Below are 14,778 nucleotides of genomic sequence, written 5' to 3'. Positions count from 1 at the left end.
GCTGAAGGTGGATCAGCAGTTGGAGCAGGTAATCTCCGCGTCGCGCTGCTTGAAGAAATAATCGCGCCCGATCGTGATCGACTTTACGCCCGACGAGGCGATATCGGGCATGAACATCAGCAATTCATGCGGGACGGAAAGCTCGACATGGATGAGGAAGGTGTCCGCTACAAGCAAACGGCTCGGAACCGTAACCGCCGATCCCACCGCATAGGGCCTCGCGTTTTTCTCGTCCCAGGACCAGGCGATTGTCGCCTGCTTCTGCTTGTCGATCTTTATGCCGCTGATCTTCAGCTTCAGACCCTTGGTGCTGTAAGGCGCAAAGACGGCAGCCGTGACGTCCTGCATACTTGTCAGATAAGCCTTGTCGACGGAATTTGTTTTGGAGATCAGGTCGTTGATCGTCGCGGAGGCGCCGCTTGCCCGCTTGTAGGTATTGTAGCCGATCGTGAGTTCGAAGGACGTCAGATAAAGCGCGAGCAATATCGGGAAGACGATCGCGAATTCCACCGCGCCCACGCCTTGGAGATCCTTTGCGAAGCGTGCAACGAGCGCGATGAAACGAAGTCGGCCGTTCGTGACGGCGGACACCAACCCTGCCATCATGAGCCCCCGCTTGTGGTGTATTTCTCGGTCATGTAGGCATCAGTCGCGACGATGAGGAAATGCGAGGGCATCGACCCGTCGGCCGGACGTATTTTTGTGAGATACGGCCGGATGATATCGGCGACCACGCGCCAGCGATAATAGACGCGCAGCATGTTGATCGTGTCCGGTCCGCCCGGCTTGAAGCCGAATTGCGCCGTGTCGAGATCGTAATATTCGCCGTAAGCCTTCAGGGGTATCGTGGTTGGAATATCCTTGAAGGCGGAGAAGGAGCGAAGGTCGATATAAAGCTTTTGTGCGGTTTTGCTCTCGTCAGAGCAAGTGATCATCACCGAGACTTCGTTGCAGAAACTCTTGCGAAAATCCTCTTTCGAAATCGAGCTGCTGATCTGTCCGGTGCGCAGACGTCGCGCCATGGTGTCGGTGGCATTGACGACCACCTGTTCCGCCATCAAGGCGATGAAGGTTTCGATAATCGCAAAGACGACGAGAAAATAGGGAAGCGCGAGGATCGCGAATTCGATCGCCGCTGTCCCGTCACGGGAGAGCCCAAATTTTTCCAGCAATGGCTTCAGTTTGGCCAGTCGCATATGTCGGTGTCGATCTCTAGAATATGCGGCAAGCGCAACTGTTGAATTTGTTGCGGACCATAACCAGCCGGTGTTTAAATTCAGTTACTCCGACGGCTTGTACTTTAGCAGTTCTCAAGAATGACACAGACTATAAATGCAAAAAGCCCGGCATATCGCCGGGCTTTTTTATTCTACGGAAAACAGTAGCTTATTCCGCATCCGCTTTTGAGAGAACCTCAAGGGTGGGCGTGGAGGTGATGTTGAAGCCGCAATCCACGTAGTGGCATTCGCCGGTGACGCCGCGCGACATGTTGGACAGCAGGTAAAGTGCTGATCCGCCGATATCGTCGATATCCGCCGTCCGCCGCAGCGGTGCGTTTTTCTGGTTCCACGCATAAATTGCACGCGCATCGGAAATGCCGGCGCCCGCCAATGTGCGGACCGGGCCGGCCGAGATGGCGTTGACGCGAATATCCCGCGGGCCGTAATCGGCGGCGAGATATCGCACCGACGCTTCGAGAGCGGCCTTGGCAACGCCCATGACGTTGTAGTTCGGGATGACCCGCTGCGAGCCGTTATAGGTCAGCGTCAGCATGGAGCCGCCATTCGTCATCAATTCAGCGGCGCGCTTGGCAATTTCCGTGAACGAGAAACAGGAGATGACCATGGTGCGGCTGAAGTTCTCACGGGTCGTATCCGCGTAAAAACCCTTCAGCTCGTTCTTGTCGGAAAAGCCGATGGCGTGCACGACGAAATCCAGCGAGCCCCATTTTTCGCGGATGGCCGCAAAAAGCGCGTCGACCGAAGCGATATCCTCGACATCGCAAGGCACGATGAAGTCGGACCCGAGTTCGGCGGCGAGCGGTTTCACACGCTTGCCGAGCGCATCACCCTGATAGGTGAAGGCGAGTTCCGCGCCCTGCGCTGCAAGCGCCTTGGAGATACCCCAGGCGATAGAGTGATTGTTTGCGACGCCCATGATGAGGCCGCGTTTACCCTGCATGATGCCGTTCATGGGCAATTATCCGTTATGACGCTGGAAGACCAGCGTGGCGTTGGTGCCGCCGAAGCCGAAGGAATTGGAAAGGATGGTGTCGATCTTGGCATTGTCGATGCGGCTGCGAACGATCGGGACGCCCGCAAATTCCGGATCGAGTTCGGAAATATGCGCGCTTTCGCCGATGAAGCGTTCCTGCATCATCAACAGGCCGTAGATCGATTCCTGAACGCCCGCAGCGCCCAGCGAGTGACCGGTGAGGGACTTGGTCGACTGGATATGCGGGATCCTGTCACCGAAGACTTCGCGGATCGCGCCGATTTCCTTGCTGTCGCCAACCGGCGTCGAGGTGCCGTGGGTGTTGATGTAGTCGATGTCGCCCTTCACGGTGGAAAGGGCCTGACGCATGCAGCGGATCGCGCCTTCGCCGGACGGAGCCACCATGTCGTAACCGTCTGAGGTTGCGCCATAACCGACGATCTCGGCGTAGATCTTGGCGCCGCGCGCCTTTGCGTGTTCCAGCTCTTCGAGAACCAGCACGCCAGCACCGCCTGCGATCACGAAACCATCGCGGTTGACGTCATAGGCGCGGGAGGCGAGGTTTGGCGTGTCGTTATATTTGGACGACATGGCGCCCATGGCGTCGAAGAGGTTGGACATCGACCAGTCGAGGTCTTCATGGCCGCCCGCGAACATCACGTCCTGCTTGCCCCACTGGATCATCTCGGCGGCGTTGCCGATGCAATGCGCCGATGTGGAGCAGGCCGACGAGATGGAATAGTTGACGCCGTGGATCTTGAACCAGGTCGCGAGCGTGGCCGAAGCGGTCGAGGACATGGCCTTCGGCACGGCAAAGGGGCCGATGCGCTTCGGGCTGTTGTTCTTCAGCGTGATGTCGGCGGCTTCAACGATCGTGCGGGTGGAAGGGCCGCCCGAACCCATGATGATACCGGTGCGCTCGTTGCCGCTGATGTCGCTTTCCTCGAGGCCGGAATCGGCGATCGCCTGCTTCATCGCAACGTGGTTCCACGCGCCGCCCTGCGACAGGAAGCGCATGGCGCGGCGGTCGACCAGTTCCGTCGGGTCGAGAGACGGCTTGCCCCAGACCTGGCATTTGAAACCGTGTTCGGCAAAATCCGGCGAAAATGAAATGCCGGATTTGGCGTCGCGCAGAGATGCGGTGACTTCGGCGGCATCACCACCGATGGAAGAAACAATGCCGAGGCCGGTGACAACAACTCGTCTCATGAAATGGACCTTTTCTTAAGATTTCGGCTGGACGACTGAAGCCGCCCGGCGTTTGCCAGGACTATTCCGTCTGCTTCAGGCGGTCTTTTCCTTCGACAGCCCTACACGAAGGTCCGTCGCTTGATAAATGGTTTCTCCGTCCGCCTTCAGCCATCCGTCGGCGGTTCCCAGAACGAGACGTCCGCGCATGACGCGCTTGAAGTCTATGCCGTACTGGAGGAGCTTCGTATTCGGGCGAACCATGCCCTTGAATTTGACTTCGCCGGTGGAGAGCGCCATGCCGCGGCCTTCTTCGCCCAGCCAGCCAAGGAAGAAGCCGGTCAGCTGCCACATGCCGTCAAGGCCGAGGCAGCCCGGCATGATCGGGTTGCCCTGGAAATGGCAGGGGAAATACCAGTCATCGGGGCTCACATCATATTCAGCGCGGATGAAACCCTTGTCGAACGCGCCGCCGGTTTCGGAAATTTCGGTGATGCGGTGAACCATGAGCATGGGGGGCAATGGGAGCTGCGCATTTCCCGGGCCGAACAATTCGCCGCGACCGCAGGAAAGGATCTCCTCGTAATTGTAACTTGATTGCCTCGTTGCCATACCGCTTTCACTTCCCCAGTCACTGGTGTTGATCGACTTCACTAGAGCAAGTTAGGTTCAAAATGAAGCGCTGCAAGGGCAGAGGCCGCTCTGCCCCCATTCTTTGTCTTCGAACCTTCTTTACAGAAGTCATTACCTCAATATGCCGTCCGCATACAGGAACCATCCGGCAGGAACCAGAGGAAATTTGCAAGAATGGCCGGTTTGCAGCCATTTGCGACACTCGGCGGCGCTGAAACTATTGAAAGCATTCGCGGCAAAAGATATATGCTAGTGCAATTGATGGGTTTTTCCCCTGTGCTTGGAATGGGATTGCATGGCATTTGACGCCACATTGGATATTGGAACGAGGCTGCGGCGCTCGGGGCTGCGCCCCACGCGCCAGCGTGTGGCTTTGGGCGATCTTCTCTTCGCAAAGGGCGACCGTCACCTGACGGTGGAGGAACTGCATGACGAGGCGGTTACCGCCGGCGTGCCCGTTTCTCTCGCCACGGTCTACAATACCCTGCATCAATTCACCGAAGCGGGTCTGATCCGCGTTCTGGCTGTCGAGGGTGCCCGCACCTATTTCGACACCAACGTGTCCGATCATCATCACTTCTTCGTGGAGGGAGAGAACGAGGTTCTCGACATTCCCATCAACAATCTCCAGATCGACAATTTGCCGGAAGCGCCCGAAGGCATGGAAATCGCCCATGTGGACGTGGTCATCCGCCTGCGCCGCAAGCGTAGCTGAAGCTTTGGCCAGGTAACGTAAACAGAAATGGCGCCTGCGGGCGCCATTTCTGTTTCGGGCCGTCTTTGCTGCCTTACTTCAATATATCTTCCGGCCGTCTGCCGGGCTTGGCCTTGTAGGGCGGGAACGTCCATCCGAAGATCAGCGCTCCGGACCGGACGCCGAAAGCCGTCAGGGCGCCAACGCCCGACGCGACATATAGCGGCGCACCGAGGAAATAGGTGCCAACAAAGATGGATGAGCCCAGAAGCGCGCAGGTGATGTAGATTTCCGGGCGCAGGAGCACGGAGGGTTCCCCGGCGAGAACATCGCGCAGCACGCCGCCAAACGTCGCCGTCAGAACGCCGGTGACGATGGCCACGGTTGCGGAGCCGCTGGCGGCCAGACCCTTGGCCGCGCCCATGACGCAATAGGCGGAGAGGCCGACGGCATCGAGCCAGATCAGCACCCGATACCGGGATTCGAAAAGATGCGCGGTGAAGAAGAGCAGAACCGCAACCGATACACAGACGAGAATATAGGTCGGGTTCACCACCCAGAACACCGGCGCCCTGCCCAGCACGAGATCGCGCACCGTGCCGCCGCCTATCCCGGTCGCGGCTGCAAAAAACAGGAAGCCGATCAGGTCGAGCTGCTTGCGCGAGGCGGCCAATGCACCGGTTGCGGCAAACACGGCAACGCCGGCATAATCGAGAAAACCCAGAAGTGTCATGAAAAAGGTCCCCCCGGAAATTTGGATGAGCGCGCGTCAGTGTCGCGCAAGCGCGGAACTCTAGGCTGGCCGCCCGGATGATCGCAACATCCATAAACGAAACGGATGCAAAGGAAAATGCCGTGCGAATCGCTATCGTTGCCGCTCTTCAGGCGCTGGTCCTCTTGATGTTTCCGGTCGCTCTGGCGGCGCAGCAGCAGCTGGTGAGCGATCCCGAGATTTATGAAAAGGACCATTTCCGCAAGGAGTGCAAAACGGCTGCCTTCGGCGACGATTTTATTACCAGGCTTGATATCAACAATGATGGCTTGATGGATGCCGTCGTCAATCACGGCGTTCTGGACTGCGATGGCGAAAAAGGCCGCAGCTGCGATGAGGAAGGCTGCCCTTACAATTTTTACGTCCAGGTAAAAGAGGGTGGATATCTGATGATCGCGACGGCCCGGATTTACGGTTACGATTTCATCAAGCGTTTCGGCAACATGGTCTTCGTGCTGAAGATGCACCCGCGTTATTGCGAACGCACCGACAAGGAAACCTGCCTGATGACGGTGCGGGTTCGCGGCACGAAATTCGTCACCATATCGCGCAAGTAACGGTGAGGTTTGTGACGGCGCGCTCCGTCAGGGCGCGATGCGCCTGATCCTGACCCTTTGATTATAGCGGTGGCGAAGCGAACGCGGAATGACGAGCGTGGCGATGGCGACGGCAAAAACCGTTGCCGCAACCACCCATAGGGCATCGGATTGCAGCGTGGCGCCCAACACGGCACCGCAGATTGCACCGCTGATCATGCCGAGCCAGGGCACGATCTGGATACCCCAGTCGAGGCTCCGGTCTCCCAGAAGGAAGCGGCCGATGCCGCGGCCGAAACGGGAAAGCGCGCCAGTCACGTAGGTGAGGCCGATCGGCAGGCCCTCAATATGCTCGACCGCGGCGTTGACCATACCCATCGCGAAAACAACGAGATAAAACTGCGCAAGAGCAGAGGCTCCGTCGCGCAGCACCGCGGCAATCGCCACCAGCGATCCCACGGCCACAAGAACGGCAAAGATGCTCCGGTCGAATTTATGTGCGACCACGATCCCCCCGGCATTGCCCAGCACAAAGGCAACGATTGCGAAAAGCAGTTTTACGGCATGGGAGTAGATGCCCGCCTGCATCGAGACGGCGGCGCGCGTGGTGTTGCCGGTCATGAAGGAGACGAAATCTCCGGAAACATAAAGACCCACCGCATCGGTCATGCCGGCGATGAATGAAATGGCGGCGACGAGCGCAATTCCCGTGCCGGTGCGCCTTGCCCTGATGATGTTGCGACGTCTTTGTCTGGTCATGGAAAAGCTCGATATGGAAAACAGCGGGCTGATACGCCGGGCCGTGCTATTCTATGTCTAGAATGCCGGGCGGCCCGTTTGCAATCTTTCGGGAAGCGTTTGAGCGCCTCTATTTTGTCTAGACAAATATAAAATCCCTGCCTAGCATGCCTCAAATAAAGCGAAAAAAATATCGCACAAAAATAAATCAAAAGGGGTTCCGATCATGAAAAAAACGTGGGTTATCGCGGCAATCGCGACGCTTGTTTCATCCGCTCCCGCTTATGCCGAAACGTCGGTGACCATCGGCATGTCCGGCTGGACCGGCTTTGCGCCACTGACGCTTGCCAAGCAGGCGGGTATTTTCGAAAAGAATGGCCTGAAGGTCGATATCAAGAAAATACCACAGGCCAGTCGTCATCTGGCGCTCGCCTCCGGTGACATCCAGTGTGCTGCCACCACGGTCGAGACATGGATCGCGTGGAATGCCAACGGCGTGAAATCCACCCAGATTTTCCAGATGGACAAGTCGCATGGTGCCGATGGCATTGCGGTGCGTAGTGACGTTGCAAAGATCGCGGACCTCAAGGGCAAGACGGTTGCCGCTTCCACACCGGGCACATCTCCCTACTTCTTTCTGGCGTGGATACTCAAGGAAAACGGCCTGACCCTGAAGGACGTGAAGGTCGTCAACCTTGAACCGGGACCGGCAGCACAGGCATTCGTCGCTGGCCAGAATGATGCGGCCATGACCTATGAACCCTATCTGTCCACCGTGCGGGCCGCACCTGATAAGGGCAAAATCCTCGCCACGACGCTGGATTATCCCGCCGTCATGGATACGTTTGGCTGCACACCGGATTTCCTGAAAAATAATCCGCAAGCGGCGAAAGCCTTGGCGGACAGCTATTTCGAGGCCCTTGACCTCATCAAGGCCGAACCCGAAAAGTCCTATGCGACGATGGGAGCGGATGTGAAGCAGGCCGGTGAGGCCTTCGCAGCCTCGGCAAAATTCCTGGAATGGCAGGACAAGGCCGCCAACCAGAAATTCTTCGAGGGTGAATTCAAGACATTCTCCGAAAAATCGGCAGATCTTCTTCTGGAAATCGGCGTGATAAAGTCGAAACCCGATCTTTCGACACTCGCGGACACCTCCTTCATCAAGTGACAGAAGCAAGCGGCTGCCTTCTCTACAGGGAATATTGCAGCCAGTGAGAAGCCTTACAGCGGCTGTGCGTCATGGAAGACGCACGGCGCTTTGATGGTGCGGCAATAGAGTGCCGCGCCCGTTTTCCGGACAGGCGACAGAATGCAACCTCTTCAACCCATAAAGAACAGCACGAGGATTTTTCTCGGCATCCTGTTCTTCGTGCTTTTTTTCTCCGCCTGGGGTTTTGCCACGCTGGGCGGCTTCGTATCGCCGACCTTTCTGGCCGACCCAATCACCATGCTGAAGGACGGCATCTATCTGCTGACCGATCAGGGATTTGCCGGCGATATCGGCATGACGATCTGGCGCGTGGTAGGCGGTTTTGTGCTGGCATCGCTCGTCGCCGTCCCTGTTGGTATCGCCATGGGGGCTTATAAGCCGGTCGAAGCGCTGCTTGAGCCCTTCGTCTCCTTTGCGCGTTACCTTCCGGCTTCCGCCTTTGTGCCGTTGCTCATTCTCTGGGCCGGCATTGGCGAGATGCAGAAGTTGCTGGTGATCTTCATCGGTGCCGTCTTCCAGATCATCCTCATGGTGGCGGTGGCGGTTGCCGGCACAAGACGCGATCTGGTGGAGGCCGCCTATACGTTGGGTGCGAAAGACCGGGGCGTGGTTCGCCGTGTTCTCATCCCTGCCAATGCGCCCGATATTGCGGAAATCCTCCGTCTCGTTCTCGGCTGGGCCTGGACCTATGTCATCGTTGCGGAACTGATCGGCGCCTCCTCGGGCATCGGCTATATGATTATTAACAGCCAGGCCCTGATGGCGACTGGGCAGATCATCTTCGGCATCATCGTCATCGGTGTCATCGGACTTATTTCGGACTTTGCGTTCAAATCGCTGAACCGGAAGCTTTTCGCCTGGAGGCTTGCCTGATGAGCGAACTCGTTATCAAGGGCGTCAGCCGTACTTTTCCGGGTGTGCAAGGTGGGCAGCCGACGCTCGCCTTGCAGCCGACTAATCTGGAAATCCCCCGCAACGATTTCGTCACCATTCTCGGTCCGTCGGGATGCGGAAAATCGACCTTGCTGCGCATCATCGCCGGCCTCGACCGCCCGACGACGGGCGAGGTTCTGCTGTCCGGCCGGGCGGTGAAAGGAGCGGGCGCGGATCGCGGCATGGTGTTTCAGTCCTACACGCTGTTTCCCTGGCTGACGATCCGGGAAAACGTCGCCTTCGGCCTGCGCGAACGCGGTGTGGCCGAGAAGGAAAAATGGGAGATCGTTGATAGCTATATCGACAAGGTCGGCCTGCGCGGCTTCGAGAACCATTGGCCGAAACAGCTTTCCGGCGGCATGCAGCAGAGAACGGCCATTGCCCGTGCTTTGGCGAACGGCCCGAAAATTCTGCTGCTTGACGAGCCTTTCGGCGCTCTCGACAACCAGACGCGCGGGCTGATGCAGGAATTGCTGCTCGGCATATGGGAGCGCGAGCAGAAGACCGTCATTTTTGTCACGCATGACATCGAGGAGGCCGTGTTCATGGCGTCGCGTGTCGTGACGATGTCCGCTAGGCCCGGCCGTATCAAGTCGATCACACCGGTCGATCTGCCGCATCCGCGTCACTACACCGTCAAGGCAAGCCCGGAGTTCTCCGAGTTACGCGCCAGACTGACGGAGGAGATTCGCAGCGAGGCGATTGCCGCTGCTGCCCATGGATAGTTGATCCATAAAACCGGGAGGATGAAAGCATCGGTATGAGGAGCACAGGCGCCGATCTTCAGGAAAAATCATTGCACGAGCGCATCCGCAACGATGTCGAGCGCCACATCATGTCGGGTGAGTGGCCGCCGGGGCATCGTATCCCCTTCGAACACGAGATGACCAGGCAATATGCCTGTTCGCGTATGACGGTGAACAAGGCTCTCAGCGAATTGGTGCAGCGTGGCCTGATTGAAAGACGCCGGCGTCTCGGCACCTTCGTTCGCCAGCCGCATGCGCAATCGGCAGTGCTGGAAATCCACGATATCGAGCGGGAGGTGCAGGCGCTCGGTCTCGTTTACGGCTACCGTCTCGACAAGCGACGCCTGCGCCCTGCGGGTGAAAAAGACGGTGCCGCCATGGCGCTTGCCGCCAGCGCCCCGGTTCTGGAACTTACCTGCACGCATTTTGCCGGCGGCGTTGCCTTTTGCCTTGAAGAACGCATCATCAATGTCACCGCCGTTCCGGAGGCGGAATTGGCGGATTTTTCACAGGTCGGGCCGGGCACATGGCTGCTGAAAATGGTTCCCTGGAGTGCCGCCGAGCATCGCATCAGCGCCGTTGCCGCCGACCGCAAAAACGCAGCGGCGCTGGGCATAACCTCCGGTGCGGCATGTCTGGTCATCCATCGCCGCACATGGCACGGGGCGGATTATATCACCAGTGTCCGGGTTACCTATCCCGGCGACCGGCACGCCCTCGTGGCGCAGTTTTCGCCTTCGCAAAACGGCTGAAGACAATAGATCGATCAATTTTTTGTAAAGAAGAGTTTACGAGTCGTCTTTTGACAATATAATAGTTGTCAAAAGAACTCATGTTTATTATCGGAACGTCAAGCTTTCACGACGGCGTCCGTTCATGACCCCGGTTTTCAGGGACCGGCCAATCTGCGGATGAGTTCATCGACGGAAATCCGGGATAAAAATTATGTCAGCTGAGACCTCAACTTCTTCCGCATTCTTCAACAGGGCAAACAAGACACGGCATATCTCACTTGCCATGACGGTCACTTTGCTGACCGGCTTGAGTGCCGGTGCGGTTTTTGCTCAGTCGGCACCCGAACCCCAGATCCAATCCGCGCCCGCAACGGAAACGGTTCAGCCCGCACAGCCGCTGGCGGAGACGCCCGTGACGCCGACCACTCCCGCTGCCGCACCGCAACAGCCGGTCGCGCCCGTGCAGCCAGCAGCGGCCCAGCCTGCGCCCGAAGGTGTATCACCGCAGTCGGCGCAGACGGAGCCGCAGCCCGTACAGATGAATGAGACAGCAGCGCCGAATGAGGTCTCCACACCGGTCGAGCCCGCAAGCGCCGGACATCGTGCCGACATACCGCACAACCTGTCCCCATGGGGCATGTTCATGGCGGCGGACTGGGTCGTGAAGGGTGTGATGATCGGTCTCGCCTTCGCATCGCTCATCACATGGACAGTATGGGTGGCAAAAACATTCGAGCTCGCCGGCGCACGCGTGCGGGCTGGCGCGACGCTCAAGGTCATTCGCAAGGCAAAGACCCTGACCGAGGCGACCGAGGCCGTCGAAAAGAAGGGCGGACCGGCAGCTCTCATGTTGCGCATGGCAACCCATGAAATGCAGCTTTCCGATGCGGTGGTCGAACACACCGACGGCGGCGGCATCAAGGAGCGAGTATCCTCGGCACTGTCGCGCATTGAAACTCACGCTGGTCGCCGCATGTCGCGCGGAACGGGTGCTCTGGCGACCATCGGTTCCACCGCTCCCTTCGTCGGCCTGTTCGGCACTGTCTGGGGGATCATGAACTCCTTCATCAGCATTTCGGAATCGCAGACCACCAATCTCGCCGTCGTCGCGCCAGGCATTGCCGAGGCGCTGCTTGCCACGGCCATCGGCCTCGTCGCCGCTATTCCAGCGGTGGTGATCTATAACGTCTTCGCCCGCTCGATCACGGGATACCGGCATTTGCTTGCGGATGCGGCGGCCGGCGTAGAACGCCTTGTCAGCCGTGACCTCGATTTCCGGCGCATTCCGCCGGGCAGCAGCAAGCCCGCAGTATCGCTGGTTGGACGGTGATCGGTCATGGCTGGCGGCATTCGCGAAAATAGCGGAGACGAACTCTCCGAAAACCACGAGATCAACGTCACGCCCTTCATCGACGTGATGCTGGTTCTGCTCATCATTTTCATGGTCGCCGCACCGCTGGCGACCGTGGATGTGAATGTCGATCTGCCCGCATCCACCGCCAAGCCGGCGGAGCGTCCGGAAGAGCCGCTTTATCTGACGGTCAAGGACGATCTGTCGCTCAATCTCGGCAATGATGCGGTCGCTCGCGAAGCATTGGCGGCGGCGATCGATCGGCAGACCGGTGGCAAGAAGGATACGCGTATTTTCCTGCGCGCCGACAAGGCCGTGGACTATGGCCACTTCATGGAAATCATGAACCTGCTCCGGGATGCCGGATATCTGAAGATCGCCCTGGTGGGGCTGGAAAATGCGGCTGCGACAACGCAGCCTGCTGGCTCCAGTAATCCCCCCGGCCAACCTACAGTTCCGGCGGCGCAGGGAACGGCGCCATGAGCGAAAACGGCTACCCGCAGGCCCGACATTCCCGCCTTGGGGAAGTGGCGTTGTGGTCCACCGCAGCGCTGCTCATGCTGGGCGTTCATGCCGGTTTTGCCTATTATCTGATGCAGGAGCCGGAAGAACTGGATGCCGGGGGGCCGCCGCCCGCCGCGATCATGATCGAGATGGCCGCGATACCGGAAGCCGTCAACACCGAGGAAACGACGCAGGCACAGGACGTCGAAGACGCCGAAGAGGTAAAAAGCGACAACAGCCAGCCGGTGGAAGAAGCCGCTCCGGAGGAGCCGCCGCCACCTGAGCCGGTTGCAGAAGCGCCGCCGCCGGAACCTGTGCAGCCGCCGGAGCCTCAGGTTGAAGAGGTCGTCGAACCGCAGGAAGTTCCCGAACCGGTCGAGCAGATCGACCCCGTGCAGGAGCAGATGATGGCGGAACTCGAAAATGTCGAAGTTCCCTTGCCTGTCATGCGGCCACCTCCGCCACCGGTCGAAAAGAAGGTGGAAAAGAAAGAACCTGAAGACAAAAAGAAGGTCGAACGCCAGCGCCCCAAACCGGAACAGGCTTCGCAACTGCGCGAAACGGCAAAGGCCGAAGCCCAGCAGTCGGACCGGACGGCGGCGTCGCGCAGCAATGCCGGTTTCTTCTCTTCGTCTTCCGTGTCGAAAGCGGATTGGGGTGCGAAAGTGCGTTCCGCCATGCAGCGGCGATTGGCCCGCTCGGCCGGAAAATCTGGAATGACCATTACGGTTTCGTTCAAGATAGATAGTGGCGGATCCGTGGGTGGAGCGAGAATCCTTTCATCCACCGGTGACGCTGCAATGGACCAGAAGCTTCTGGCGGTTATACAAAAGGCGTCCGTTTCGCCGCCACCACCGGGCGCAGACACGAGTTTCACCTTGCCTGTTCTGTTCAAGTAGAGGTGGATTTGCGGCCTTGCAGAGTGCAGGGCCCGCTCAACTCGAAACAGGGAATTGGGGGCCTCCCCATTTTTCGTGTTGATTTGCAACTGTCGGATACCGCAGACTAGGATTGTCCGCCCTACCGCTTGCAAGCCAACAGGAATCAAGAAAAATCATGAAATTCTCAATCGCAGAGGCGGAGGATCTCGTATCCTCTATCTTTGAGCGCAATGGCGTTCTGCCGCAAAACGCCCGTTCGGTGGCGAAGGCGCTCGTCGCATCCGAAGCCGCAGGCCAGGGCGGTCACGGTTTTCGCCGTATCCCCGTTTATGTCCGCCAGGCGCGGGTTGGAAAGGTTGATGGCAAGGCCCGGCCGGTGGCGAGTCGCATCAAGCCGGGCGTGCTTTCGATCGATGCCAGTCACGGTTACGCCTATCCGGCGATCGACTGCGCCGTGGAGGAGTTGCCGGATATGGTCCGGCAGCAGGGCATCGCGCTTGCGGCGATCCATCGTTCCCACCATGCGGGTGTCATGGCACTCACTGTAGAACGTTTTGCGGAAATGGGCCTCGTCGCGCTCATGTTCGCCAATGCACCGGCATCCATGGCGCCCTGGGGCGGCACCAAACCGCTTTATGGTACCAATCCGATTGCATTCGCCACACCTGTTGGCAAGGCCGATCCGCTGGTGATCGATCTGGCACTGTCCAAGGTCGCACGCGGAAAGATCATGGCGGCGCGCCAGAAGGGCGAAACCATTCCCGGTGACTGGGCGCTGGACAGAAATGGCCGGCCCACCACCGATCCCGAAGAAGCCATAGCCGGGACGATGGTGCCCGCGGGTGAAGCCAAGGGTGCCGCTCTGGCGCTGATGGTGGAGATTATGGCCGCTGCGCTGACCGGCGGAAACTTCGGGTTCGAAGCTTCTTCCCTTCTGGACGACAAGGGTGCACCACCCTCTCTCGGCCACACGATCATCGCGATAGATCCCGTATCGTCGGGCGGTGCGGCCTTTACCGAGCGACTGGCGCTTATCGCCGGAGAGATAGAAAAACAGGAGAATGTGCGTTTGCCCGGCCGGCGCAGCCAGGGCATTCGAAGGCAGGCGCTGGAAAACGGTATCGTCGTCGAAAGCGATATTCTTGCCGAAATCCAGTCGCTTTAAAGAACTGAAAATGAAAACCCGGCGGATCGGGTGATCCGCCGGGTAAACCGTGTAGGGCCGTTTAGCATTTGCGTCGATAGGTCGGAAATCATTTCCGATCCGCCTTTTGGTCCGCCGTCCCTCCATCGAAATGGTGGGTTTTTGACGCAGAAAACGGCACATCCGGTTTTGGCTTACGGGAAGGGGACGATTTCGCGTAAGCTTTCGGAGCGAGAAGTAAGCTCTAAATATCCTGTTCGATCAGTCCGCGCAGCAGGGCAATGCTGACGGCATTCAGCAGATTGGCCGCGCCCAGTCTTTGGCGCACCCGTTCCAGAGTATCCTTCACGTCGGTTTCGTCCGCGCCGGTTATCAAGGCGATATGAGAAGGATGTCGGCCCCGCGCCACCAGCCCCAGATATTGCCGCTCACGATCCGAAAGGACGATTTCACGCGCCTGGCGACGTTCATGTTGCGTTTTTGACGACATATTCTTTCAG

19 protein-coding genes are annotated in these 14,778 nt (G+C 58.6%); 11 read left to right on the top strand and 8 right to left on the bottom strand.

The features are described 5' to 3' along the window. Positions 1-12 precede the first annotated feature (12 nt). From RBH10_RS21945 to fabA, 5 genes are all read right to left on the bottom strand, one after another. Positions 13-606: a TadE/TadG family type IV pilus assembly protein gene (locus tag RBH10_RS21945; RefSeq protein WP_281037905.1), complete on the bottom strand. Its 594-nt coding sequence runs from the start codon at positions 604-606 to the stop codon at positions 13-15. After that, the gene (locus RBH10_RS21940) at positions 603-1,196 is read right to left on the bottom strand and encodes a TadE/TadG family type IV pilus assembly protein (protein WP_281037906.1); all 594 of its coding nucleotides are present in this window, start codon (positions 1,194-1,196) and stop codon (positions 603-605) included. Before RBH10_RS21940 ends, RBH10_RS21945 begins: the two co-directional genes overlap by 4 nt. Positions 1,197-1,386: 190 nt before the next feature. Beyond that, positions 1,387-2,193: an enoyl-ACP reductase FabI gene (gene fabI, locus RBH10_RS21935; RefSeq protein ID WP_045015406.1), complete on the bottom strand. Its 807-nt coding sequence runs from the start codon at positions 2,191-2,193 to the stop codon at positions 1,387-1,389. 6 nt (positions 2,194-2,199) lie between these two features. Further along, positions 2,200-3,423 carry a beta-ketoacyl-ACP synthase I gene (fabB, locus tag RBH10_RS21930; RefSeq protein ID WP_281037907.1) on the bottom strand — a complete coding sequence of 408 codons (1,224 nt, stop codon included), beginning with the start codon at positions 3,421-3,423 and terminating at the stop codon, positions 2,200-2,202. 75 nt (positions 3,424-3,498) lie between these two features. After that, a complete protein-coding gene (fabA, locus tag RBH10_RS21925) occupies positions 3,499-4,014 on the bottom strand; it encodes a 3-hydroxyacyl-[acyl-carrier-protein] dehydratase FabA (RefSeq protein ID WP_035219583.1) in 516 nt (171 codons plus the stop codon). A 195-nt stretch (positions 4,015-4,209) separates the two neighbouring features. Here fabA and RBH10_RS21920 point away from each other — a divergent pair, with 195 nt between their 5' ends. Together RBH10_RS21920 and irrA are read left to right on the top strand one after the other, a co-directional pair. Next, on the top strand, positions 4,210-4,341 hold the full coding sequence (locus RBH10_RS21920; protein ID WP_281037908.1) for a hypothetical protein: 132 nt from the start codon (positions 4,210-4,212) through the stop codon (positions 4,339-4,341). Then, a complete protein-coding gene (irrA, locus tag RBH10_RS21915; protein ID WP_045015404.1) occupies positions 4,331-4,750 on the top strand; it encodes an iron response transcriptional regulator IrrA in 420 nt (139 codons plus the stop codon). Before RBH10_RS21920 ends, irrA begins: the two co-directional genes overlap by 11 nt. 73 nt (positions 4,751-4,823) lie before the next feature. On the opposite strand, the gene RBH10_RS21910 is transcribed toward irrA, so the two are convergent. After that, positions 4,824-5,462: a trimeric intracellular cation channel family protein gene (locus tag RBH10_RS21910; protein WP_281037909.1), complete on the bottom strand. Its 639-nt coding sequence runs from the start codon at positions 5,460-5,462 to the stop codon at positions 4,824-4,826. A gap of 77 nt (positions 5,463-5,539) precedes the next feature. Between RBH10_RS21910 and RBH10_RS21905 the strand changes: the two genes are divergently transcribed. Continuing rightward, positions 5,540-6,058, top strand: a complete 519-nt coding sequence (locus RBH10_RS21905; RefSeq protein WP_045015402.1) for a hypothetical protein — start codon at positions 5,540-5,542, stop codon at positions 6,056-6,058. Between the two features lie 27 nt (positions 6,059-6,085). Here RBH10_RS21905 and RBH10_RS21900 read toward each other — a convergent pair whose 3' ends face one another. Continuing rightward, the gene (locus tag RBH10_RS21900) at positions 6,086-6,796 is read right to left on the bottom strand and encodes a YoaK family protein (RefSeq protein WP_281037910.1); all 711 of its coding nucleotides are present in this window, start codon (positions 6,794-6,796) and stop codon (positions 6,086-6,088) included. Positions 6,797-7,001: 205 nt separating this feature from the next. Between RBH10_RS21900 and RBH10_RS21895 the strand changes: the two genes are divergently transcribed. The 8 genes from RBH10_RS21895 (at position 7,002) to RBH10_RS21860 (ending at position 14,299) form a co-directional block, all read left to right on the top strand. Then, positions 7,002-7,943, top strand: coding sequence for an ABC transporter substrate-binding protein (locus RBH10_RS21895; RefSeq protein WP_281037911.1), 942 nt, complete (start codon positions 7,002-7,004; stop codon positions 7,941-7,943). A gap of 141 nt (positions 7,944-8,084) precedes the next feature. After that, entirely contained in the window at positions 8,085-8,858 is a 774-nt protein-coding gene (locus RBH10_RS21890) for an ABC transporter permease (protein WP_003493144.1), read from the top strand. Continuing rightward, positions 8,858-9,643: an ABC transporter ATP-binding protein gene (locus RBH10_RS21885; protein ID WP_281037912.1), complete on the top strand. Its 786-nt coding sequence runs from the start codon at positions 8,858-8,860 to the stop codon at positions 9,641-9,643. The genes RBH10_RS21890 and RBH10_RS21885 overlap by 1 nt, the downstream gene beginning before the upstream one ends. A 35-nt stretch (positions 9,644-9,678) precedes the next feature. Then, the gene (gene hutC / locus RBH10_RS21880) at positions 9,679-10,416 is read left to right on the top strand and encodes a histidine utilization repressor (protein WP_281037913.1); all 738 of its coding nucleotides are present in this window, start codon (positions 9,679-9,681) and stop codon (positions 10,414-10,416) included. A gap of 193 nt (positions 10,417-10,609) precedes the next feature. After that, the gene (gene exbB / locus RBH10_RS21875; protein WP_281037914.1) at positions 10,610-11,728 is read left to right on the top strand and encodes a tonB-system energizer ExbB; all 1,119 of its coding nucleotides are present in this window, start codon (positions 10,610-10,612) and stop codon (positions 11,726-11,728) included. Between the two features lie 6 nt (positions 11,729-11,734). Further along, positions 11,735-12,232: a TonB system transport protein ExbD gene (exbD, locus tag RBH10_RS21870; protein WP_045015396.1), complete on the top strand. Its 498-nt coding sequence runs from the start codon at positions 11,735-11,737 to the stop codon at positions 12,230-12,232. Then, positions 12,229-13,152 carry an energy transducer TonB gene (locus tag RBH10_RS21865; protein WP_281037915.1) on the top strand — a complete coding sequence of 308 codons (924 nt, stop codon included), beginning with the start codon at positions 12,229-12,231 and terminating at the stop codon, positions 13,150-13,152. The genes exbD and RBH10_RS21865 overlap by 4 nt, the downstream gene beginning before the upstream one ends. Positions 13,153-13,309: 157 nt before the next feature. Then, entirely contained in the window at positions 13,310-14,299 is a 990-nt protein-coding gene (locus tag RBH10_RS21860) for an Ldh family oxidoreductase (protein WP_281037916.1), read from the top strand. A gap of 223 nt (positions 14,300-14,522) precedes the next feature. On the opposite strand, the gene RBH10_RS21855 is transcribed toward RBH10_RS21860, so the two are convergent. Beyond that, positions 14,523-14,768, bottom strand: a complete 246-nt coding sequence (locus tag RBH10_RS21855; protein WP_281037917.1) for a LuxR C-terminal-related transcriptional regulator — start codon at positions 14,766-14,768, stop codon at positions 14,523-14,525. Positions 14,769-14,778 lie beyond the last annotated feature (10 nt).

This window comes from Rhizobium sp. AN73 (assembly GCF_030757975.1).
GTDB classification, from domain to species: Bacteria; Pseudomonadota; Alphaproteobacteria; order Rhizobiales; family Rhizobiaceae; genus Agrobacterium; species Agrobacterium arsenijevicii.
Note: the sequence above shows the minus strand (reverse complement) of the source record. Positions and strands in the feature narration are given on the sequence as shown.